Here is a 22,365-nt window from a genome sequence, read left to right on the forward strand (position 1 = left end):
CACATATCTTATGAAAGGAATCAGAGATGAAGATTACTCAAGAAGAAGTAAGTCACGTTGCTAAGCTGTCAAAACTGGCTTTCTCACCAGAAGAAACAGCTGAGTTTGCGACGACCTTAACCAAGATTGTCGACATGGTCGAATTGCTCAATGAAGTGGACACGGAGGGTGTGCCTTTCACTTCTAATGTAGCTGCCAATATCAACTATATGCGAGAGGATGTGGCTCAGCCAGGCTGGAACCGGGAAGAGCTTTTCCAAAATGTACCTGAAAAAGAGCGGGGTTACATCAAAGTGCCTGCCATCCTAGATGACGGAGGAGATGCCTAATGACTTTTAATCACAAAACCATTGAAGAACTGCATGACTTGCTGGTCAAGAAAGAAATTTCTGCGGTAGAGTTAACTCAGGCAACTTTGGCAGACATCAAAGAACGTGAAGCGGCTGTGGACAGCTTCATTACTGTCAGCGAAGAGGAGGCTTTGGCTCAGGCTGCGGCTCTGGATGCCAAGGGCATTGATGCTGACAATCTTATGAGCGGAATTCCGCTGGCAGTCAAGGACAATATCTCAACCAAGGGAATTTTGACGACGGCTGCTTCCAAAATACTCTACAATTACAAGCCGATTTTCGATGCTACCAGCGTGGAGAAGCTCTACGGTAAGGACATGATTATCGTTGGTAAGACCAACATGGACGAGTTCGCCATGGGGGGCTCCAGCGAAAACTCTTACTTTAAGACGACTAAGAATGCTTGGGACAGCAGCAAGGTTCCTGGTGGATCATCTGGTGGTTCAGCGACAGCTGTTGCCTCTGGTCAGGTTCGTCTGTCACTGGGTTCAGATACGGGTGGTTCTATTCGCCAACCCGCTTCCTTTAACGGTGTAGTTGGTCTCAAGCCAACCTACGGACGGGTTTCGCGTTTTGGTCTTATTGCTTTTGGTTCTTCTTTAGACCAGATTGGACCGTTCTCTCAGACAGTTAAGGAAAATGCCCAGCTTTTGAATGTTATTTCTGGTAATGATCCTAAGGACTCTACATCATCACAAGAAGCAGTACCAGACTTTACCAGCAAGATTGGCCAAGATATCAAGGGGATGAAGATTGCCTTGCCTAAGGAATACATGGGTGAGGGAATTGACAGCAAGGTCAAGGAAACGATTTTAGCAGCAGCGAAGCACTTGGAAAGTCTAGGAGCCATCGTTGAAGAAGTCAGCCTGCCCCACAGCAAGTACGGCGTGGCTGTTTACTATATCATTGCTTCCTCTGAGGCTAGTTCTAACCTGCAGCGTTTTGATGGCATTCGCTATGGCTACCGCGCAGAAGGCATTGAAAATCTAGAAGATGTCTATGTCAAATCCCGCAGCGAAGGCTTTGGTGAAGAGGTGAAACGCCGGATTATGCTGGGAACTTTCAGTTTGTCATCTGGTTACTACGATGCCTACTTCAAGAAAGCTGGTCAGGTTCGGACCTTGATTATGCAGGATTTTGCCAAGGTATTTGAAAAATATGACTTGATCTTAGGCCCAACTGCACCAACGGTTGCTTATGACTTGGGCAGTCAAAACCAAGATCCAGTGGCCATGTATCTGGCTGACCTTTTGACCATTCCAGTCAATCTGGCTGGCCTACCGGGCATTTCAATCCCGGCTGGCTTTGCAGATGGTCTTCCTGTCGGCTTGCAGCTGATTGGGAACCACTTTGATGAAGCGATCATCTATCAGGCAGCCGCAGCATTTGAAGCGACGACTGACTACCACAAACAGCAGCCAGTTATCTTTGGAGGTGAAAAATAATGAACTTTGAAACAGTTATCGGACTGGAAGTCCATGTTGAATTGAAGACCAATTCAAAGATTTTCTCACCAGCTCCAGCTCACTTCGGTGAAGATCCCAATGCCAACACCAATATCATTGACTGGTCCTTCCCAGGTGTTCTGCCTGTTATGAACAAGGGTGTCATTGACTATGGGATCAAGGCTGCTCTGGCTTTGAACATGGATATTCACCAGAAGATGCACTTTGACCGCAAGAATTACTTCTACCCGGACAATCCAAAAGCCTATCAAATTTCTCAGTTTGATGAGCCAATTGGCTACAATGGCTGGATTGAGATTGAACTAGAAGATGGCACGACCAAAAAAATCCGTATCGAGCGGGCCCACTTGGAAGAAGATGCCGGAAAGAATACCCACGGTAGTGACGGCTACTCTTATGTGGACCTCAACCGCCAAGGAGTGCCACTGATTGAGATCGTATCCGAAGCGGATATGCGCAGTCCAGAAGAAGCTTATGCCTATCTGACTGCCCTCAAGGAAATCATCCAGTACACGGGTATTTCGGATGTCAAGATGGAAGAGGGCTCCATGCGGGTCGACGCCAATATTTCTATCCGTCCTTACGGTCAGGAAGAGTTTGGTACCAAGACTGAGCTGAAAAACCTCAACTCTTTCAACTTTGTCCGTAAGGGTCTGGCATTTGAGGAAAAACGCCAAGCAGAAATCCTACGCAGTGGTGGTCAAATCCGTCAGGAAACCCGTCGTTATGACGAAGCGACTGGCGAAACCTTGCTCATGCGGGTCAAGGAAGGTTCAGCGGACTACCGTTACTTCCCAGAGCCTGATCTACCTATCTTTGAGATTGAAGATGCTTGGATTGAGCAAGTACGCAGCAGTCTGCCAGCCTTTCCAAAAGAACGCCGGGCTAAGTATGTGGGCGATTACGGTCTGTCTGATTACGATGCCAAGCAGTTGACAGCGACGAAGGCTGTGTCAGACTTCTTTGAAGCAGCTCTTGCAGCAGGCGGTTACGCCAAGGCTGTCTCTAACTGGCTCCAAGGGGAAGTGGCTCAATACCTCAATGCCGAAGGCAAGACCATCTCTGAGATTGAGCTGACACCTGAGAACCTGACTGAGATGATTGCTCTGATTGCAGACGGAACGATCTCCTCTAAGATCGCTAAGAAGGTCTTTGTTCATCTGGCTAAAAATGGTGGCTCTGCCAAAGAGTATGTGCAGAAAGCAGGCCTGATTCAAATCTCAGACCCAGCCCAGCTTCTGCCAATCATCCAAGAAGTATTTGCCAACAATGAAAAAGCTATTAATGACTATAAGGGCGGCAATAAGAATGCGGCTAAATCCCTGATCGGTCAATTGATGAAGGCTACTAAGGGGCAAGCCAACCCACAAGTAGCGCAAAAACTGCTTAATGAAGAGTTGGAGAAATTATAGAAATAAGTAGAAAACCAGTCGTGAGGCTGGTTTTTAATCTTTTCTTTAGCCATTAGTTATGTTAAAATAATTAAAAAAATAACGGAGTCTTTTATGTCGGAAATCAAAGTGAAACGTGGGACAGGTTTTGTAGGAATTATTGGAAAGTTTCCAATCTTTATCAATGATCAGAAAGTTGGCGCAATTAAGAATGGTGATGAGGCTGTCTTCCCTATTGAGGGGGAAGAAGCTGTTGTTCGTGTGGGAGCAGCTCCTATGAAAACCAAGCCAGTGACAGTTAAAGCAGGACAAACCTTGCTGATTGAAACAAATTTTACTAATTTTTCTATTTGTTTAGGAACTTTAGTGGTTGCTTTTCTATTTGGCGGATTGCTCCGTGCGATACTCTTGATTCTTTATATTGTTTTAATGTTTCTTTTTCCGTTTTACTCGGCTAGAATTGCAGAATAAGTCTATGACCAGCTGATGCTGGTTTTTTGTATGATTTTTTTTGAAAATGTAGCTAATCTTTTGACAAGATTTCTGAAAGGGTTTACAATTAAACTAACAAATTATAAAGCGAGGTATGTTTATGGCAAAAATGAATGCTGCGCGTTGGTATGGCGCTAAAGATGTTCGTATTGAAGAAGTGGATGTACCGGAAGTCAAACCGCATCAGGTCAAGATTGCAGTCAAGTTCACTGGAATCTGTGGAACTGACTTGCACGAATATCTGGACGGACCGATTTTTATTCCGACAGAAACAGAGCATGTCTACTCTGGTCAGAAAGCGCCTGTGACCTTGGGACATGAGTTTGCTGGGGAAATTGTTGAGGTCGGCAGTGCTGTGACACGGGTCAAGGTTGGCGATCGGGTGACAGTTGAGCCTATTTTGGCTAAGCATAATCTTGTCGGTGATTATAATCTGGACCCCAATCTAAACTTTGTCGGTTTGGCGGCAGACGGTGGTTTTGCCAAATACTGTGTTTTGGACGGAGACATTGTTCACAAAGTTCCAGACAGCCTTAGCTATGAGCAGGCAGCCTTGACAGAACCTGCTGCTGTGGCTGTTTACGCGGTCCGTCAGTCAGCTCTTAAGACGGGCGATACAGCGGTTGTCTTCGGTTTGGGACCAATCGGGCTCTTGATTATTGAGGCTTTGCGGGCAGCCGGGGCATCTAAGATTTATGGGGTTGAATTATCTCCAGAACGCCAAGCCAAGGCAGAGGAGCTTGGGGCGATTATTGTGCGACCAGAAGAAGGCGAAGATGTGGTAGCTGCTATTCAGCGTTTAACTGGTGGCGGGGCAGATGTGTCTTATGAAGTGACTGGGGTGCCGGTTGTGCTGGGACAAGCTTTAGCTGCTGTCCACAAGGCCGGAGAATGTATGGTGGTTTCTATCTGGGAACGAGAAGCTAGCATCAACCCTAATGAATTTGCTATTCAAGAAAAAACGCTCAAGGGTATTATTGCCTATCGGCATATTTTCCCTAAGGTGCTGGAACTGATGGAGCAGGGTTATTTCTCTGCTGACAAGCTTGTGACCAAGAAGATTAAGCTAGAGGATATTGTGCAAGAAGGCTTTATCGAGCTGACTCAGGACAAGGCGCAGATCAAGATTTTGGTATCGCCAGAGTAAAATCTTTGCTTAATCATGAGATGAAAATCAGTCAAAACTGGCTGATTTTTCTTTATGGTTTGTGCTATAATAAGCAAAGATATAGAAAGAGGTTTGGGATGTCAAAAGTTTTGAAAGTAACCATCTTTTCCTACACGGTCTTTTTAAAGGGTACTTCACTGATAGGTCCTGTCAAATCCAGTCTTCTAGCTTCCATCGAGCCTATTTCAGCAGTCTTCTTTGCCTTTTTTCTGATGAATGAGCATTTTTATATCGTTGATCTGGTAGGGATCGTTATGATTTCAATAGCTGTTTTGCTCATTTCCTTAAAGATTTATCGCTGCAAAAAAAGAAAAAGTCCTGCAGACTCTCTTAGTTGAATCATTATATATGGGAGACAAAAAGTATAAATAAAAAAGGAGTTGACTTCATTCAACTTCTTTTCATTTGGAGACCATTTTCCAGAAAAAATCAATGATATAGGTCAATCCGTAGGTATAGATGACGAGAGTGATGGGTTTGCAGAGAAGGATAATCAGCATGTACTTTTTGAAAGTCATCTTAGTCAAGGCGGCCAGCATGCAGAGAAAGTCGGCTGGACTGATAGGCCAAATCATCATGAAAATAAAGAAGCGTTCAAAGCGATTACCCTTATCCAGCCAGCCGATATATTTATCATAGGTGCGCTTGCTGACGACAGACTGGACAAAAGCCGGACCGTAGGTTCGGGCCAGGTGAAATATAATGGCGCAACCAATGACAATACCGATATAGTTATAAATGGTGCCGACGATATGACCGTAGATGAAAACACCAGCAACAGAGGTCAGGGCGCCAGGGATAATGGGCACGACCGTCTGTAGAATCTGCAGGAAGATAAAGAGGGGTGGGCCCCAAATGCCCGCCTGCTGGATAAAGGCTGAGAGAGTTTCCTTGGACTGGAGAATACCTGCGAAATAGGCCCAAAGACAAAAGGCCACCGTTCCTAGAGCGCCAATGGCGGACGACCAGTTGATAATCTTTTGCAAAAGAGGGGAAACAGCCTGCATCTGCCTGTTTTTTTCTGTCATACAAACCTCCAGGACATTTATACTATCACCACTATAATATCATCTTTTTTCCTTTTTGTAACTCTTGAGGCTGAAGGTGCCAAAAAGCCTCAAAGATGATATAATGATGTAATTAGTAAACCATAAGTTTTCAAATAATCGTTCAAAATCAAAAAATGCGTAAGAGGAGAGCCTATAGTGGAAGAATATCTAAATTTATATCATCAAAAATTATGGGAAATTGCATATGATAATCTCATAAGAGTATTTTCCCACCCTCATACAATTATTCTCTTTGTATTATTTTTAATTATTTGTTCCTTAATTTGTTTCTTATTTTTCGGAAAAACACGTACTTTACTATTTGTAGTTAGTTATTTCTTCTTGTTCCTTTTGGGAGGAGTCGCAGAGTATGTGAATAGCTATAGCAAAATTATGAATCCATCTTCTCCATACAACAATTCTTTTAGCATTGCTTCATTAAGACATGAAACCGTTCTTCCGATGCTTGAGCATGTAGATGAGATTCCCCTAGCTAGTGTCGATGGAGAGCTCAAGAGAGAAGATATTATATTGTTTGCAGTGTCGAATCCTACCTACTACGATGGTCTTTTTAATGATATAGCAATGTTATTAACTGGTGAGTATAAAATAGGAACAGATTTTCTAGTTGCATTAGTAGGCTATGAAGAGAAAAATGGTGAATGGCAATCTGTTGATATTCGCATTGCCCCGGGTATTGAGGAGAAGGATTTTCAGAAATTTTCTAAGGTTCTTCATATAAAAATAGATGAAGCAGAGGGTGCTACCGGTATTATTCTCGATCTTCAAGAATTTTATGAATTAAAATTACGGAAAGAAAAAGATGGCCACTGGCCTAGACTGTGAGTATAAATTTTTGTTCCATTTAAAATGAAGCTTCCCGCTTGGGGAGCTGTTTTCATTTGCTTGAAAAATAGAAAAGTAAACATCACCTATTCGCTCTAGAAGAAATAGGACCAGGAGTGCCAAAAAGCCCATTTTATGCTATAATAATGAGAATACGAATTTTTGGAGAGAGATGTGGCGATTGAAGATTATATGCCGGACTTTGCGGTTGAGGCAGTTTACGATTTGACAGTAGAGAGTTTGAAAAAGCAGGGGATCAAAGCGGTTTTGGTGGATTTAGATAACACCCTGATTGCTTGGAATAATCCTGATGGGACCCCAGAGATGAAGAAGTGGCTCCATGATTTGCGGGACGCGGGTATTCGGATAATCGTGGTGTCCAATAATAACCAAAAACGGGTCAAGCGAGCTGTTGAAAAGTTTGACATTGACTATGTCTACTGGGCGATGAAACCCTTCACTTGGGGCATTGATCGGGCGCTCAAGCTTTTTCATTTTGAAAAAAATGAAGTGGTCATGGTGGGCGATCAGCTCATGACGGATATTCGAGCTGCTCATCGGGCCGGAATTCGTTCGATTTTGGTTAAACCACTGGTCGAGCACGACTCTATCAAGACTCAGATCAATCGGGCGCGTGAACGCCGTGTGCTCAAGAAAATTACTGGAAAATACGGCCCAATTCAATACAAAAAAGGAATTTAAGTATGGAAGAACTTCTCTGTATCGGCTGCGGAGCCCCTATTCAGACAGAAGATAAGGGCAAGCTGGGCTACACACCTCAGTCAGCTCTGGAAAAAGGCTTGGAGACAGGCGAACTCTATTGTCAGCGCTGTTTCCGACTGCGCCATTATAATGAAATCAGCGATGTCCAGCTGACGGATGATGACTTTCTACGGCTTCTGCATGAGGTTGGAGATAGCGACGCTTTGGTCGTCAATGTTGTCGATATTTTTGACTTTAATGGATCGGTTATCCCTGGCCTGCCTCGCTTTGTTGCTGGAAACGATGTTCTCTTGGTTGGGAATAAAAAGGACATTCTGCCTAAGTCGGTCAAGGATAGCAAGGTGACCCAATGGCTGACGGAGCGAGCTCATGAAGAAGGTTTGCGTCCAGTTGATGTGGTCCTGACCTCTGCTCAGAACAAGCAGGCGATTAAGGAGTTGATTGACAAAATCGAGCATTGCCGCAAGGGACGTGATGTTTATGTGGTTGGCGTGACCAATGTGGGCAAGTCTACTTTGATTAACGCCATTATTCAGGAAATCACGGGCGATAAGGATATTATTACGACTTCACGCTTCCCGGGAACAACTCTGGATAAAATCGAGATTCCTTTGGCGGATGGCAGTCATATCTATGATACACCGGGTATCATCCATCGTCACCAGATGGCTCACTATCTTTCTGCTAAGAATCTCAAATACATTAGTCCCAAAAAGGAAATCAAACCCAAAACCTACCAGCTCAAACCTGAGCAAACCCTCTTTTTGGGTGGTTTAGGCCGTTTCGATTTTGTGGCAGGAGACAAGCAAGGCTTCACAGCTTATTTTGATAATGAGCTTAAGCTCCACCGGACCAAGTTGCAAGGTGCTAGCAACTTTTATGATAAGCATGTCGGCAGTCTCTTGGTGCCGCCAGTTGGCAAGGAAAAGGAAGAATTTCCAGCCTTGGTCAAGCATGAATTTACCATCAAGGACAAGACAGATATCGTCTTCTCAGGTTTGGGCTGGATTCGCGTCAGTGGTCCTGCCCGAGTAGCTGGTTGGGCGCCAGAGGGTGTGGCGGTTGTCACTCGGAAAGCTATTATATAATACTCAAGAAACAAAGGGGAATAAACCTCCTTTAATAAGAAAGGGAAAGGCCATGAGCAGTGGGGAGACAAGCAGGTCCCAACTGTCTCAAGCCTTATAGAAGAACATGACACTAACATCAAAACAACGGGCCTTTCTCAACAGTCAGGCACATAGTCTCAAACCTATCATTCAGATTGGGAAAAATGGACTCAATGACCAAATCAAAACCAGCGTCCGTCAGGCACTGGATGCACGAGAGCTGATTAAGGTCACGCTCTTGCAAAATACGGATGAGAATATCCATGAGGTCGCTGAGATTCTGGAAGAGGAAATCGGAGTGGATACGGTGCAGAAGATTGGCCGGATCTTAATCCTCTACAAGCAGTCCAGCAAAAAGGAAAATCGCAAACTCTCTGTCAAAGTCAAGCAAATTTAAGAACAAATTTCTGTGGAGATGTCATCCTATGGCTATTGAATTACTTACCCCCTTTACCAAGGTGGAATTAGAACCAGAAGTTAAAGATAAAAAACGCAAGCAGATTGGTATTTTAGGCGGAAATTTCAACCCTGTTCATAATGCACATTTGGTTGTGGCGGATCAGGTCCGGCAACAGTTGGGCTTAGATCAGGTCCTGCTCATGCCAGAGTACGAGCCACCCCATGTGGACAAGAAAGAAACTATCGATGAAAAACACCGGCTGAAAATGCTGGAGCTGGCTATTGAGGGGATTGAAGGCCTAGGAATTGAAACTATTGAGCTGGAGCGCAAGGGAATTTCCTATACCTACGACACTATGAAGCTCCTGACAGAACAACATCCAGATACGGACTATTACTTTATCATCGGTGCGGATATGGTTGACTACCTGCCCAAGTGGTACCGGATTGATGAGCTGGTTGAGCTGGTTCAGTTTGTTGGTGTTCAGCGGCCGCGCTACAAGGCGGGGACTTCTTACCCCATCATCTGGGTGGATGTCCCACTTATGGATATTTCCTCCAGCATGGTGCGGGATTTCCTGGCCCAGGGACGGACTCCTAATTTCCTGCTGTCTCAGCCAGTCTTAGACTACATCGAGAAAGAAGGGCTTTACCTATGACCTATGAAAGTTATATCAGTATGAGTCGTGAGGCCTTGCTAGCTAAGATGGAAACAGTCATACCCGAGAAGCGCCTGCGGCATTGTCTAGGTGTGGAAAAGGCTGCCCGTGAATTAGCGGAGCGCTTCGGTCTTGATGTCGAAAAAGCAGGTCTGGCAGGACTTCTACACGATTATGCCAAAAAGGTCTCGGATGAGGATTTCCTATCTTTGATTGACAAATACAAGCTTGATCCTGACCTGAAAAACTGGGGCAATAATGTCTGGCATGGGATGGTGGGCATTTACAAGATTCAGGAAGATCTAGGAGTGGAAGATTCTGAGATACTGCGAGCCATCGAGATTCATACAGTGGGTAGTGGCACCATGTCTGAGCTGGACAAAGTGGTCTATGTCGCCGACTACATTGAGCACAACCGGGAATTTCCGGGAGTGGACAAGGCAAGAGAGCTGGTTCAGCGGTCACTCAATCAAGCTGTGGCCTACGAAACAGCAAGGACAGTAGAGCATTTGGCTCACAAAGGAATGCCTATCTACCCGCAGACCTTGGAGACTTACAATGCCTTTGTAGGGTATTTGAAGGAAATAGAAGAATGAAAACAGCTCTAATCATTATTGATGTACAAAATATCTTAGTGGAGACAGGTTTTCAGTCTGATAAAATGATGGATAAAATTTCCTTTCTGCAGCATCAGGCTAGGAGTAAAGGTGCCGAAATTATCTATATTCAGCATGTGGAAAATCCAGAATACAATGCATTGGAAGATTGGCAGTTGTCTCCTCTCTTGAATAGAAAGTCAGATGAAAAGGTCTTTCAAAAGAAGTATAATAGTATTTTTAAAGAGACAGCTTTGAAGGATTACTTGGATAAAGAAGATATTGATCGTCTAGTTTTATGTGGAATGCAGACGGAATATTGTATAGATGCATCAGTTAAAGTTGGATTTGAATTTGATTATAAACTTGTCATTCCAGAAGGTGCTTTTACAACTTTTGATGGAGAAGACGCTTCGGCAGAAAAAATAAATACTTTTTACCAAAAAATTTGGGACGGACGTTTTGCGAAAGTTCTAGATTACAAAAATATTTTTAATTAAAGAGGAACTATGAAAGAACAAGAATTATTAGAACTGGTCGTGAAGGCGGCTGATGAAAAGCGTGCAGAAGATATTGTGGCTTTGGACTTGCAAGGTCTGACTACTGTGACAGATTACTTTGTCATTGTCAGCTCGATGAACAGTCGTCAGCTGGATGCGGTAGCTGAAAATATCCGTGAGAAAGCTGCAGCGGCAGGTGTGTCTGCTGGTCATGTTGAGGGAGACGCAGCTGGCGGCTGGGTGCTCTTAGACTTGGGCGGTGTGGTCGTCCATGTCTTTTCTGAGGAAATGCGGGCGCATTACAATCTGGAAAAACTCTGGCACGAAGCAACGGGTGTGGATGTTGCGGCCTTATTGGAAGAAAAAAACAAGTGATTTTTTGCCCTTAGGCAGAAAGCAGAATTTAGCTCAGTCAGCCTGCTGGCTGGGCTATTTTTGAAAGGAAAAGTATGGCAACTTATGAAACCTTCGCGTCGGTTTACGATGCGATTATGGATGATTCTTTGTATGAGAAGTGGACGGATTTTAGCCTTCGTCATTTTCCCAAGGATAAGAAAAAGCTGCTGGAACTGGCCTGTGGCACGGGCATTCAGTCTATTTATTTTAAGCAGGCAGGGTTCGAGGTGACGGGGTTGGACCTTAGTCAGGAAATGCTGGATTTGGCGGAGAAACGCAGCAGAGAGGCCGGTTTTGACATACCCTTTATCCAGGGCAATATGCTGGATTTGAGTGGCGTCGGTCAGTTTGATTTGGTGACTTGTTATTCGGACTCGATTTGCTATATGGAAGACGAGGTAGATGTCGGTCAGGTCTTCACTCAAGTTTACCAGCATCTAAATGAGGGTGGCCGCTTTATCTTTGATGTGCACTCGATTTACCAGATTGACGAGGTTTTTCAAGGCTATTCCTATCATGAAAATGCTGAAACCTTTGCCATGGTATGGGATTCCTATGCGGACGAACCGCCTCATTCCATCGTGCATGAGCTAACCTTCTTTGTCCAAGACGAGGATGGGCGCTTCACGCGCCATGATGAGGTGCATGAGGAGCGGACCTATGAGATTCTGACCTATGATATCTTGCTGGAGCAAGCTGGTTTTAAGAATGTCAAGGTTTACGCGGATTTTGAGGACAAGGAGCCGACAGACAAGAGCGCTCGCTGGTTCTTTGTGGCGGAGAAATGAGATGACAGTTACCGGTATTATCGCAGAGTTTAATCCTTTTCATAATGGGCACAAATATCTGCTGGAGCAGGCTTCTGGTCTGAAAATTATTGCTATGAGTGGTAATTTTGTTCAGCGAGGGGAGCCGGCTATCGTGGACAAGTGGACTCGGGCACAGATGGCTTTGGAAGCGGGAGCGGATTTGGTCCTTGAGTTGCCTTTCTTGGTCAGCGTTCAGGCGGCGGACTTTTTCGCTAAGGGGGCAGTAGACATCTTAGAGAGACTGGGCATTGATCATCTAATATTTGGAACTGAGGAAGTGCTGGATTATGAGAGTATTTCCAAGGTATATAGTCAAAAGGCAGAGCAGATGGAGGCTTATCTGGCTGGCTTGCCTGATTCCTTATCGTATCCCCAGAAGACTCAGGCTATGTGGCAGGAGTTTGCAGGGCTCAATTTCTCAGGATCTACTCCCAATCATATCTTAGGCTTGGCCTATGCCAAGGCTGCGGCGGGAAAGGCTATAAAACTGTGTCCGATTCAACGTCAGGGAGCTGGCTACCATTCCTTATCAGCTAATCAGGAATTTGCTTCCGCAACTGCCCTTCGTCAGAATCTGGACCAGCCAGACTTTCTCAAAAAATTCACTCCAGCCCATCACTTGCTTGAAACGGCTCCCAAGGTGATCTGGTCGGACCTCTTTCCTTATCTCCGTTACCAGATAGTGACCTGTCCGGATTTGACAAACTTTTATCAGGTCAACCAGGAGTTGGCCGTTAGGATTAGAGAGGCCTTGAAAAACAGTGAGACTATAGAAGAGTTGGTTGAGCAGGTGGCAACCAAGCGCTATACCAAGGCACGAGTCAGGCGTCTTTTGACCTATATTCTGGTCGGAGCTAGGCAAGAAGAGCTTCCGTCAGGAATCCACATTTTAGGCTTTTCCGAGCAGGGGCGCCAGCATTTGTCTCAGCTTAAGGGAAATGTTGAATTGGTCAGCCGTATCGGCAAGGAGCCATGGGATAGTCTAACCCAGCAGGCTGATAAGGTCTATCAATTAGGCAATCCTGCACTTACGGAACAGAACTTTGGACGAGTTCCGATTATGAAAGACAAGTAAGGCTGAATGTTCAGCCTTTTTGCTTTGTTTGCGACGGTAAATAAAAAATGGTATAATAAACAAATAAACTTGTTTTCACTAAGAAGCACGATTTGCTTTTTAGTGATTTGACTGTAGATATGAAAGCTAGCATTTGGTCAATAAAACATTGCTGTGCTGATTGAATGATTATCTTTCCTATCCATGTCTCAAAGGAGGAAGACTCATGAAAATTCAAAAGATTACCTTTATGGTACTTACAGCCTTGCTTACGCTTAGTTTAGGTGCTTGTAGCTTGATTGGGCAGAAGCATTCTCAAAAGAATCAGGGTGGTACTGAGAATAGCTCCCGTGAGAGCCAAAAAAATACTTCTTCTGACGATATTGAAGAACTCTTGGAGAAAGCAGAAACTGCGAATGAAGATCTAACTTCAATGAAAATGAAGGTAAAACTATCTATCACTGTAGATGGTTCCAATAAAACTCAAACGATGAGCGGGGTTCTTCTCTATGATAAAAGCACTGATGAGCTGGCCAAGGGGCATTTAATCATAGATGGAAAAGAGAGCGGTCAGGAGAGTTATCAAGAAGCGATTATGCCAGGCGGAGAGAATAAACTTTTGTATACTCGTTCTTCTAAAAATGGAACATGGTCTAAGCAAGAAATGGGAAGCGGTGCAGATTATTATGTTCAGCCCGATTATTTCAAACTTATGGACGGCTTTTATCAAATGGCTGATGATGTCACTGTAAAGGAAAGCGGCGATGAATATATCTTTAAATTAAGCAGTAAAAATGCTGATTTGCTAGGACTTTTTGGTGAAGAATTCAAACTAGAGCTGACAGGTGTTACTCAGGCTGATATGGATAAAACGTTAGAAGTACGCTTGGATAAAAAGACCTTATTCTTAAAAGACTTTAAGCTAGGTCTATCTTATAAAGGTGAAGAAGGCAGTTTGGATGTTCAAACAGACACTCAATATTCTGACTGGAATAAGGTAGAGGAAGATGAGTTTAAGGCGCCTCAGTAAAGCATAAGCAAAACGATTAGCTGAGAAAGAAGGGAAAAGCCATGCCTTTAGTGTTTGCTTTTCGCTATCGTAGAGGACTCTATTTGACCATAGTCATCTTGACCTCTGTCTTCTTGGTCTCAGGCATCATTTTTGGCGCTTTAGCTTGCTTGCTCCTGTTTTCAATTGATAAAGCCATGCCTGGATCAGGAATTCGTTCATTCGGTTTGCCTTCTTTCCTTACATTTCTTTTAGCCAGTCTACTTGAAATTTTTATAATAATCCATGCAGGACGGAAGTTGAGTAAAAAGTGCTTTGTTCTTGCGGGAACAGAATGGGGCTTGACCGTGCGAGGTGCTTTCTTGAAAGAGCATAGCTTTGCTTGGAATCAATTGGAAAGCATCTTTTACCGGCCGGCTTGGGGAAGAACTTCTGATGGGCAGGCTTCTTTTCGACTGGGAGTCAGGTACTATCGGAGAGACTACCTATATGTCAAGCCTTATCATGGCAAGTCCGTTCGAGTAGATGTTACTTTTTTAGATGGCCGAATAGAGGATGTTTTTGTCTGCTTAAGTAGGTGCAAACCGGATTTACCTATCGTGAAAAATTATCAATGATATTTTTGATGGATTTCGGTAAAGGTCCGTTATGAAAGACCTGCCGGTTTCGGGAAATAGAATGTACCGTCCAGTTGCTTTTTTAGCGACTGGATTTTTATGGAAGGAAAACAGAAATCAATTTTGTCTCGATTTTAGCCCAGTAGAAGTCGAAGAATGCAAGCTGAATCTTCTGGAAGCTATCATTTTTCTTAGTGATTTTTCTGATTCCCTGTGTTATAATAAGAAAGATTAAAAATGTAATTTATCAAAAGGAGAATCTCCAATGGGACGTAAATGGGCCAATATTGTGGCAAAGAAAACAGCCAAAGACGGCGCAAACTCAAAAGTATATGCTAAGTTTGGTGTGGAAATCTATGTAGCAGCTAAAAAAGGTGATCCAGATCCAGAGTCTAACACAGCTTTGAAATTCGTTATTGACCGAGCTAAGCAGGCTCAGGTGCCGAAGCATGTCATTGACAAGGCCATTGATAAGGCAAAAGGAAACACGGACGAAACCTTTACTGAAGGCCGCTATGAAGGATTTGGGCCAAACGGTTCTATGCTGATTGTCGATACTCTGACTTCAAATGTCAATCGGACTGCAGCCAATGTTCGTGCTGCTTTTGGTAAAAATGGCGGCAATATGGGAGCTAGCGGCTCTGTAGCCTATTTATTTGATAATAAAGGCGTGATTGTCTTTGCGGGGGACGATGCTGACAGCGTCTTTGAACAGCTGCTGGAAGCGGATGTGGATGTTGATGATGTTGAAGCCGAAGAAGGAAGCATCACTGTCTATACAGCGCCAACTGACCTTCACAAGGCCATCGTGGCTCTGCGTGAATCTGGCATTCAAGAATTCCAAGTAACCGAGCTGGAAATGATTCCTCAGTCTGAAGTAGAGTTGACTGGTGAAGACCTTGAAACCTTTGAAAAACTTTATAGCGTTTTAGAAGATGACGAAGATGTTCAAAAAATCTATACGAATGTAGATGGATTCTAATTACAGTATAATTATAAGAAGCTGAGTTTATATCGGCTTTTTTAGTTTAGGAAAAAATATTAATGAGATGTTACAAATATATCTTTTGTATTGGCGTTTTGTAAACAAAGTGTAAAAAAAGGGTTTACACTAATAGGCAAATATGGTAAAATAAATTTTAAATTATAATGTTTTTAATTAGAGATGCTTAACTTTCTTAACAGACTATCTTTATAGTTTTGGTAACTAATGGTTATCTTTTCAATACAAATAAGATATAATTAGCAGCTCTTTTTGATGTTATATTTTATATTATAAAAAGGAGAAAATCATGCAAAAGGTTTTTCGATATTTATTTCTTTCAGTCTTGGTTGTTTTTCTTACTGGTTGTAGCTTTACTAAAAAAGCAAGTGAGAATGGAGTTTCTGGTAATAACGATGTAGATGTTAAAATAAAAGGCGGTACTTATGTCTTGCCAAATGATGAGTCTTCAGATTCAAAATATCTTGCTTTAAATGTTGAAATTAAGAATAAGAGTGATAAGAAACTCCGCCTTTCTGAGGGAGATATTACACTATATAATTCTGATGATGAAAAAATTAAGCCACTTAATGTTTATGATTCAAATGATAAATTTAAAACAATGTCATTTGAACAAGTTTCTAAAAACAAGAGTATCAGCGGCTATGTTGTCTTTGAAGTAGATCCGAAAGAAAAGTACGAACTTCATTATTCTCCTCTCTATACTGATATAGATGCGAAAGAAAAAGAAGATGTCACTATTAAAGTTGATGCTGCTAAATATCCTGATAATGTTGAAAAAATTGAAGAGCTTGCTAAACAATATGTTGATCAAGTTTTCTTAAACGGAGCTGACTCGGCTAATGCGGGAAATGTTAGCAACAACAATCCTAATTCTGCGACCCTTACCCCATTGGCGGACAAAAAAGAGGATAAGAAGAAAAAAGATAAAGATGCCGATAAGGGAGATGAATTTATTCTAGGTGGAGATTTAGCTAAGGCCAAGAGTGATTTTACAAAAGCTTTCACAACACAATTTGGAGAAGAATTCACTTACTACAAACCTTCTGAAGCAGAGTTGCGTACATTTGTAGATGCCTATGCTAAGGCGAATGCAAAACGTGCTAAGATTAGCTATCAAGTGAAGAGTTTCTTCCCTGAAAGCGCAATTGTCTATGTTCGTCCTGAGACAATTGGCTTGGAAAATATTCGAACTTATGATCTAATTTCAAAATTTGCAGATGAACATAAGGCTGATTACTCTAACTATAATGATGCATACTCTGCTGCTGAAAAATACATCTTAGAACAAGCCCCAAGTCAATTTGACAGCATTCCGTTAGTGACAAGTAAGTACATGGAAAATGAAGGCTATGAACTTAAATTAGTCAAGAAAAATGGCAAGTGGGTAGTTGATACGTCTGATAGTATTGGCTACAAATCGCTTGTTCGAGCATTTAGTGGAAATTCTTATTAAAAGAAAAAATGATTCTTTAATCATATAAAGAGTCATTAATAGAAAGAAACGAACAGATTTATCGAAGCAGATTCTTGCTGATAAATTTGTTCGTTTTACGTTACAAAAACTTCCTATTATAGAAATATCTTATTCTAATTTTCAATAATTGGTACTTATTTTGAGTTTATTTTAGAAGGAGTCTGCCATGAAAAAATTTTATGATAAACTGATGCAAACGCGGCATTATCTTCATCAGCATCCAGAGCTGTCTGGGCAGGAATTTGAAACGACGGCTTTTCTAAAAGGCTATCTGGAAGATTTGGAGATTAGGATTTTGGAATCCGGTCTGAAAACGGGCTTGGTTGCCGAGATTGGCTCTGGCAAGCCGGTTATTGCCCTGAGGGCTGATATCGATGCTCTGCCCATTTTGGAGCGGACAGGTCTACCTTATGCCAGTCAGAATTCAGGCGTCATGCACGCTTGCGGCCATGATTTTCATCAGACCAGCCTTTTGGGGGCAGCGGAGCTGCTCAAGGCTATGGAAGGAGATTTGAGAGGGACAATCCGTCTGATTTTCCAGCCAGCTGAGGAAACTTCTCTGGGAGCCAGTCAGGTTCTTGCGACAGGTCTGCTGGACGATGTGTCAGCTATTATCGGTTTTCACAATATGCCGCAGCTCAAGGCGGGACAGTTGGCACTTAAAGCTGGAGCCATGATGGCTGGGGTTGAGAAGTTCAAGGTGGAGGTAGAAGGAGTCAGCAGCCATGCGGCTAGACCAGATTTGGGTGTTGATACAGTATTGACCTTGACTAGTATGATTCAAAACCTGCAGGCTCTAGTGGCTCGCACAGTATCTCCTTTTGAAGCGGCTGTCTTATCTGTGACTCATATCGAAGCAGGAGCGACCTGGAATGTACTGTCGCAATCGGGCTTTTTTGAAGGAACCATTCGCAGCTTCAATCCGACCTTGCAGCAACGCCTCAAGGAAGATTTTATCCGAATTGTAGAGAATACAGCGGAGAATTTTGGGGCTCAAGTCAGGATTTCTTGGGACCATACTCCTCCAGTGACCTATAATGATCCCGAATTGGCCGAGCTGCTCTATGAGCACTCACAGAATCTGGCTGAGGTCCTGCCTGCCAGTCCATCCTCGGCTGGAGAAGATTTTGCCTTTTATCAGGAGAAGCTTCCAGGTGTCTTTGCCTTTATCGGCTCAAATGGGGCAGAAAATGCTCCTGACCTCCATCACGACAGCATGATCATTGACGATGAAGCCTTCAAAGTTTCTGTTCCTTACTATGTCGAAAGTGCCCTCTTTCTCCTGCAGCACTACAGGAAAAAAGTCTAGCGAATGACTGACTCAAAGCTGATAAAGAAAAGCTATCACTTCCATAAAAAATATATAATGGTCAAGCTTCTCCTTATTTGATATGATAAAGAAAGACTTTTTAGGAGGAATTCGAAATATGAACCTGAAGAAAACCTTGAAATACTTCTCTCTGGCGGCTGTCAGTGTCTTGGTCATTGGTGCCCTGGTGGCTTGCTCATCATCAAGTGAGAAGAAAACAGAGAAAACAAAGGTAGAAGTCGGAACAGTGGGGACGACCAAACCATTTTCATACGAGGATAAAGACGGTAAACTGACTGGCTACGATATCGAAGTCCTTCGTGCTATCTTTAAGGACTCAGACAAGTATGAAGTCAATTTCAATAAGACCAAGTGGGCTTCTATATTCTCAGGTTTGGACAGCGACCGCTACCAGATCGGTGCTAATAATATCAGTTATTCTGAAGAGCGTGCTAACAAATATCTCTATGCTAGTCCCTATGCGAAAAATCCAACAGTGTTAGTTGTCCGTAAAGGTGAGGGCATCAAATCGCTGGATGACATTGGCGGCAAGTCTACTGAGGTTGTTCAGGGGACTTCAACAGCTCAGCAACTAGAGGACTACAACAAGGAACATAGCGATAAACCGACAAAAATCAATTATACGGACGGAACCATTCAGCAAATCTTGGCCAATCTGAATGACGGCCGTACGGACTATAAGATTTTTGAGCGCATAACTGTAGAGTCTATTATCAAAGACCAAGGCTTGAATAATCTGGAAGTGATTGAGCTTCCGAGCGACCAGCAGCCTTATGTTTATCCGATTATTGCAAGCGGTCAGGAAGACCTGCAAAAATTTGTCAACAAGCGAATCAAAGAACTCTATGAGGATGGTACGCTTGAAAAACTATCACAAGAATTCTTTGGCGGCTCTTACCTGCCAGATGCAAAAGACATCAAGTAAGAAATCTCATCAAGTCCGATCTGCAATTTGTCTGACTAGACTTTGATACAAGAAATACGATAAGGGCGGGGAAGCTTATTTCCCCAGCCCTTTATCTGCTGTTAATAGGAGTAACGCATGCCTTTCTCAACTGAGACTGAACAAATCAAGAAATTTGAAAACGACGAGGTAGCCCAGCACTATTTTGAAGTGCTGCGGACCTTGATCTCTAAAAAATCGATCTTTGCCCAGCAGGTTGGCCTTCAGGAAGTGGCTAACTATTTGGGAGAGATTTTTACAGCTGCAGGTGCCAAGGTCATGATTGACGACAGCTATACTGCTCCATTTATTTTGGCGAAGTTTCTTTCTTCAAATCCTGCTGCTAAGACTATTATTTTCTACAACCACTACGATACAGTGCCGGCAGACGATGACCAGCCTTGGACAAATGATCCCTTCACATTATCAGTTCATTACGGGGTTATGTATGGACGAGGAGTTGATGATGACAAGGGGCACATTACCGCTCGTTTGACGGCCGTTCGCAAGTATATTCGAGAGCACGGTGATTTGCCAGTCAATATCATCTTTATGATGGAAGGGGCAGAAGAGTCTGCTTCGACAGACTTGGATAAATATTTGGTCAAGCATCGCAAACGCCTACGCGGAGCGGATTTGCTGGTCTGGGAGCAAGGCAGCCGCAACAATCTAGGTCAGCTGGAAATCTCAGGCGGTAACAAGGGAATTGTTACCTTTGACATGACGGTCAAAAGTGCAGCTGTTGACATCCATTCCAGCTTCGGTGGCGTTATCAATTCAGCTTCTTGGTATTTGCTCAATGCTTTATCCAGCTTGCGCAGTCCAGACGGCCGAATCTTAGTTGAAGGCATCTATGAGCAGGTTCAAGAGCCTAATGAACGGGAGATGGCCCTAATTGAGGAATATGCCCTGCGGACTCCTGAAGAGTTGAGTCAAGTCTATGGCTTGAAATTGCCAGTTCTATTGGACGAACGTAAGGAATTTCTCCGTCGCTTTTACTTTGAGCCTTCGCTGAATATTGAAGGCTTCGGATCAGGCTATCAAGGCCAAGGGGTTAAAACCATTTTGCCTTCAGAGGCTCAGGCCAAGATGGAGGTTCGTCTGGTGCCTGGTCTGGAGCCAGAGGATGTGTTAGACAAGATTCGTCAGCAGCTGGATAAAAATGGCTATCCGGCGGTTGAACTGACCTATACCTTGGGAGAGATGAGCTATCGCAGCGACATGAGTGCGCCTTCCATTCTCAATCTTATCGAGCTGGCTAAAGATTATTACCAAGAGGGCATCTCTGTTCTGCCGACTTCAGCTGGAACTGGTCCGATGCACACTGTCTATGAGGCCTTGGAGGTTCCTATGGCGGCTTTTGGACTTGGGAATGCCAACAGTCGAGACCACGGCGGAGATGAGAATGTGAAAATTGCTGATTATTATACGCATATAGAGCTCATTCAGGAGCTGATTGGCAGTTACCGTCAAGCTGATTAGTGGGAAAGGAAGACTTATGCTATACTCTATAAGAAAAGACAAACTGAAGCAGGCTGGCTTCTTTTACCTCTTTTATTTTTTAGCCATGATCTTAGGCGTCTTGGTTGGACTTTTATTTGACCACTCAGGCAATATGTTTTACGCTCCAGCTTTTACAGCTTTCTTTGGCGGAGTTCTGTTCCTCTTCTATACAGAGAAAATAAAGACCTTCGGTCTGATCAGCGGCTTAGGCTGTCTGCTAGGTTTCTTCTTTCTGCTCAGTCGACATGGCTTTGGAGCCTTTCTACCAGGTTTGATTTGCGGTGTTTTAGCGGATCTGATAGCTCGGTCAGGCAGCTATCAAAAGACTGTTAGAAGCTTGCTAGCTTTTATGGTTTTCAGCTTTAGCACAGCGGGCCCTATTTTCCTAATGTGGCTGGCACCCAAGCAGTATGAAGCTAGTCTTCTTGCCAGAGGAAAGACTCAGGCTTATATCGACCAGGTCATGCTTAAGCCAGAACCCAGCTTAGTCCTCTGGTTTATAGCCAGCATTTTACTGGGCGCTTTACTTGGAGCCCTGTTAGGAAGGAAGATCCTCAAAGCAAGACTTTCCAAGTCAGCTTCGGCCTAAATACCATTGAAAATATAACTAAGGAGAAAACATGAACAATTTACTTGTACTCCAGTCGGACTTTGGTCTGGTAGATGGAGCCGTGTCAGCCATGATCGGAGTGGCGCTAGAAGAGTCGCCCACTCTGAAAATTCATCATCTGACTCACGATATCACCCCTTACAATATCTTTGAGGGAAGCTATCGCCTCTTTCAGACGGTTAATTACTGGCCGGCAGGAACGACCTTTGTGTCGGTAGTGGATCCGGGCGTTGGCTCCAAGCGTAAGAGTGTGGTAGCCAAGACTAAAAAAGGACAGTACATCGTTACGCCTGACAATGGCACCCTGTCTTTCATCAAGAAGCATGTTGGCATTGAGGCCATTCGGGAAATTTCTGAAGTGGAAAATCGCCGCAAGGATACGGAGCATTCCTACACATTCCACGGCCGTGATGTCTATGCCTATACAGGTGCCAAGCTAGCCAGCGGCCATATCAGCTTTGAAGAGGTTGGACCGGAGCTTAAAGTTGAAGACATTGTCGAAATTCAGGTAGTAGAGACTACGCTTGCGGATAATTATGTCAGCGGAGCTATTGATATCCTGGATGTCCGCTTCGGCTCTCTCTGGACCTCTATAACCCGCGAGGAATTCTACACCTTAAAACCAGAATTTGGTGACCGATTCGAGGTTACCATCTATAACAATGACATGCTGGTTTATCAAAACCAAGTAACCTATGGCAAGTCCTTTGCGGATGTCCGCATCGGCCAGCCTATCCTCTATATCAACTCCCTCTATCGGGTTGGCTTAGCGATTAATCAAGGTTCCTTTGCTAAGGCCTACAATGTTGGCGTCGGTGCCCAGTGGCATATTGAAATCAAGAGAATTGAGAATTAAGGAAGAAGAA

General features: G+C 43.6%; 26 protein-coding genes. 25 read left to right on the plus strand and 1 reads right to left on the minus strand.

Annotated features, from left to right (window positions below):
• The first annotated feature begins 26 nt into the window (after positions 1 to 26).
• From gatC to J1C86_RS02825, 6 genes are all read left to right on the plus strand, one after another.
• Positions 27 to 329, plus strand: a complete 303-nt coding sequence (gene gatC / locus J1C86_RS02800; protein ID WP_002896305.1) for an Asp-tRNA(Asn)/Glu-tRNA(Gln) amidotransferase subunit GatC — start codon at positions 27 to 29, stop codon at positions 327 to 329.
• Positions 329 to 1,795 carry an Asp-tRNA(Asn)/Glu-tRNA(Gln) amidotransferase subunit GatA gene (gene gatA / locus J1C86_RS02805; protein ID WP_125408818.1) on the plus strand — a complete coding sequence of 489 codons (1,467 nt, stop codon included), beginning with the start codon at positions 329 to 331 and terminating at the stop codon, positions 1,793 to 1,795. Before gatC ends, gatA begins: the two co-directional genes overlap by 1 nt.
• Complete coding sequence (gatB, locus tag J1C86_RS02810) at positions 1,795 to 3,228, plus strand: Asp-tRNA(Asn)/Glu-tRNA(Gln) amidotransferase subunit GatB (RefSeq protein WP_125407328.1); 1,434 nt, start codon at positions 1,795 to 1,797, stop codon at positions 3,226 to 3,228. Before gatA ends, gatB begins: the two co-directional genes overlap by 1 nt.
• A gap of 93 nt (positions 3,229 to 3,321) precedes the next feature.
• A complete protein-coding gene (locus tag J1C86_RS02815; protein WP_002898121.1) occupies positions 3,322 to 3,678 on the plus strand; it encodes a hypothetical protein in 357 nt (118 codons plus the stop codon).
• A gap of 121 nt (positions 3,679 to 3,799) precedes the next feature.
• Positions 3,800 to 4,846: a 2,3-butanediol dehydrogenase gene (locus J1C86_RS02820; RefSeq protein WP_125401333.1), complete on the plus strand. Its 1,047-nt coding sequence runs from the start codon at positions 3,800 to 3,802 to the stop codon at positions 4,844 to 4,846.
• A gap of 98 nt (positions 4,847 to 4,944) precedes the next feature.
• The gene (locus J1C86_RS02825; RefSeq protein WP_376738757.1) at positions 4,945 to 5,205 is read left to right on the plus strand and encodes an EamA family transporter; all 261 of its coding nucleotides are present in this window, start codon (positions 4,945 to 4,947) and stop codon (positions 5,203 to 5,205) included.
• Positions 5,206 to 5,268: 63 nt separating this feature from the next.
• On the opposite strand, the gene J1C86_RS02830 is transcribed toward J1C86_RS02825, so the two are convergent.
• Positions 5,269 to 5,895: a TVP38/TMEM64 family protein gene (locus tag J1C86_RS02830; RefSeq protein WP_125356151.1), complete on the minus strand. Its 627-nt coding sequence runs from the start codon at positions 5,893 to 5,895 to the stop codon at positions 5,269 to 5,271.
• 177 nt (positions 5,896 to 6,072) lie between these two features.
• Here J1C86_RS02830 and J1C86_RS02835 point away from each other — a divergent pair, with 177 nt between their 5' ends.
• From J1C86_RS02835 to J1C86_RS02925, 19 genes are all read left to right on the plus strand, one after another.
• Positions 6,073 to 6,762, plus strand: coding sequence for a hypothetical protein (locus J1C86_RS02835; RefSeq protein ID WP_125377447.1), 690 nt, complete (start codon positions 6,073 to 6,075; stop codon positions 6,760 to 6,762).
• Between the two features lie 174 nt (positions 6,763 to 6,936).
• Positions 6,937 to 7,464 (plus strand): YqeG family HAD IIIA-type phosphatase, encoded by a 528-nt coding sequence (locus J1C86_RS02840; RefSeq protein WP_185755783.1) that lies wholly within the window; start codon positions 6,937 to 6,939, stop codon positions 7,462 to 7,464.
• Between the two features lie 2 nt (positions 7,465 to 7,466).
• On the plus strand, positions 7,467 to 8,573 hold the full coding sequence (gene yqeH, locus J1C86_RS02845; RefSeq protein ID WP_125407325.1) for a ribosome biogenesis GTPase YqeH: 1,107 nt from the start codon (positions 7,467 to 7,469) through the stop codon (positions 8,571 to 8,573).
• A 106-nt stretch (positions 8,574 to 8,679) separates the two neighbouring features.
• Complete coding sequence (gene yhbY, locus J1C86_RS02850) at positions 8,680 to 8,991, plus strand: ribosome assembly RNA-binding protein YhbY (RefSeq protein ID WP_002896287.1); 312 nt, start codon at positions 8,680 to 8,682, stop codon at positions 8,989 to 8,991.
• 28 nt (positions 8,992 to 9,019) lie between these two features.
• Positions 9,020 to 9,652 (plus strand): nicotinate-nucleotide adenylyltransferase, encoded by a 633-nt coding sequence (locus J1C86_RS02855; RefSeq protein ID WP_125407322.1) that lies wholly within the window; start codon positions 9,020 to 9,022, stop codon positions 9,650 to 9,652.
• Positions 9,649 to 10,248 carry a bis(5'-nucleosyl)-tetraphosphatase (symmetrical) YqeK gene (gene yqeK / locus J1C86_RS02860; RefSeq protein ID WP_002911898.1) on the plus strand — a complete coding sequence of 200 codons (600 nt, stop codon included), beginning with the start codon at positions 9,649 to 9,651 and terminating at the stop codon, positions 10,246 to 10,248. Before J1C86_RS02855 ends, yqeK begins: the two co-directional genes overlap by 4 nt.
• Positions 10,245 to 10,748 (plus strand): cysteine hydrolase family protein, encoded by a 504-nt coding sequence (locus J1C86_RS02865; RefSeq protein ID WP_125407319.1) that lies wholly within the window; start codon positions 10,245 to 10,247, stop codon positions 10,746 to 10,748. Before yqeK ends, J1C86_RS02865 begins: the two co-directional genes overlap by 4 nt.
• A 9-nt stretch (positions 10,749 to 10,757) precedes the next feature.
• Positions 10,758 to 11,123 (plus strand): ribosome silencing factor, encoded by a 366-nt coding sequence (gene rsfS, locus J1C86_RS02870; protein ID WP_002901020.1) that lies wholly within the window; start codon positions 10,758 to 10,760, stop codon positions 11,121 to 11,123.
• A 74-nt stretch (positions 11,124 to 11,197) separates the two neighbouring features.
• Positions 11,198 to 11,932 carry a class I SAM-dependent DNA methyltransferase gene (locus J1C86_RS02875; protein WP_125407316.1) on the plus strand — a complete coding sequence of 245 codons (735 nt, stop codon included), beginning with the start codon at positions 11,198 to 11,200 and terminating at the stop codon, positions 11,930 to 11,932.
• Between the two features lies 1 nt (position 11,933).
• Entirely contained in the window at positions 11,934 to 13,028 is a 1,095-nt protein-coding gene (locus tag J1C86_RS02880; protein WP_125407313.1) for a nucleotidyltransferase, read from the plus strand.
• Between the two features lie 205 nt (positions 13,029 to 13,233).
• Positions 13,234 to 14,037 carry a DUF6612 family protein gene (locus J1C86_RS02885; RefSeq protein ID WP_125407309.1) on the plus strand — a complete coding sequence of 268 codons (804 nt, stop codon included), beginning with the start codon at positions 13,234 to 13,236 and terminating at the stop codon, positions 14,035 to 14,037.
• A gap of 278 nt (positions 14,038 to 14,315) precedes the next feature.
• A complete protein-coding gene (locus tag J1C86_RS02890; RefSeq protein ID WP_260468057.1) occupies positions 14,316 to 14,633 on the plus strand; it encodes a hypothetical protein in 318 nt (105 codons plus the stop codon).
• A 265-nt stretch (positions 14,634 to 14,898) separates the two neighbouring features.
• Complete coding sequence (locus J1C86_RS02895; RefSeq protein WP_002907099.1) at positions 14,899 to 15,615, plus strand: YebC/PmpR family DNA-binding transcriptional regulator; 717 nt, start codon at positions 14,899 to 14,901, stop codon at positions 15,613 to 15,615.
• A 310-nt stretch (positions 15,616 to 15,925) separates the two neighbouring features.
• The gene (locus J1C86_RS02900; RefSeq protein WP_125405481.1) at positions 15,926 to 17,092 is read left to right on the plus strand and encodes a DUF4352 domain-containing protein; all 1,167 of its coding nucleotides are present in this window, start codon (positions 15,926 to 15,928) and stop codon (positions 17,090 to 17,092) included.
• Positions 17,093 to 17,279: 187 nt separating this feature from the next.
• Positions 17,280 to 18,422, plus strand: coding sequence for a M20 peptidase aminoacylase family protein (locus J1C86_RS02905; RefSeq protein WP_125405484.1), 1,143 nt, complete (start codon positions 17,280 to 17,282; stop codon positions 18,420 to 18,422).
• A gap of 118 nt (positions 18,423 to 18,540) precedes the next feature.
• A complete protein-coding gene (locus tag J1C86_RS02910; RefSeq protein ID WP_125405487.1) occupies positions 18,541 to 19,368 on the plus strand; it encodes an amino acid ABC transporter substrate-binding protein in 828 nt (275 codons plus the stop codon).
• A 117-nt stretch (positions 19,369 to 19,485) separates the two neighbouring features.
• Positions 19,486 to 20,868 carry a M20/M25/M40 family metallo-hydrolase gene (locus tag J1C86_RS02915; protein ID WP_125405490.1) on the plus strand — a complete coding sequence of 461 codons (1,383 nt, stop codon included), beginning with the start codon at positions 19,486 to 19,488 and terminating at the stop codon, positions 20,866 to 20,868.
• 16 nt (positions 20,869 to 20,884) lie between these two features.
• Complete coding sequence (locus tag J1C86_RS02920) at positions 20,885 to 21,478, plus strand: MptD family putative ECF transporter S component (protein ID WP_125405494.1); 594 nt, start codon at positions 20,885 to 20,887, stop codon at positions 21,476 to 21,478.
• Between the two features lie 31 nt (positions 21,479 to 21,509).
• A complete protein-coding gene (locus J1C86_RS02925; RefSeq protein WP_002932433.1) occupies positions 21,510 to 22,355 on the plus strand; it encodes an SAM hydrolase/SAM-dependent halogenase family protein in 846 nt (281 codons plus the stop codon).
• Positions 22,356 to 22,365: the final 10 nt, after the last annotated feature.

The organism is Streptococcus sanguinis (genome assembly GCF_050220005.1).
Lineage (GTDB): Bacteria > Bacillota > Bacilli > Lactobacillales > Streptococcaceae > Streptococcus > Streptococcus sanguinis_Z.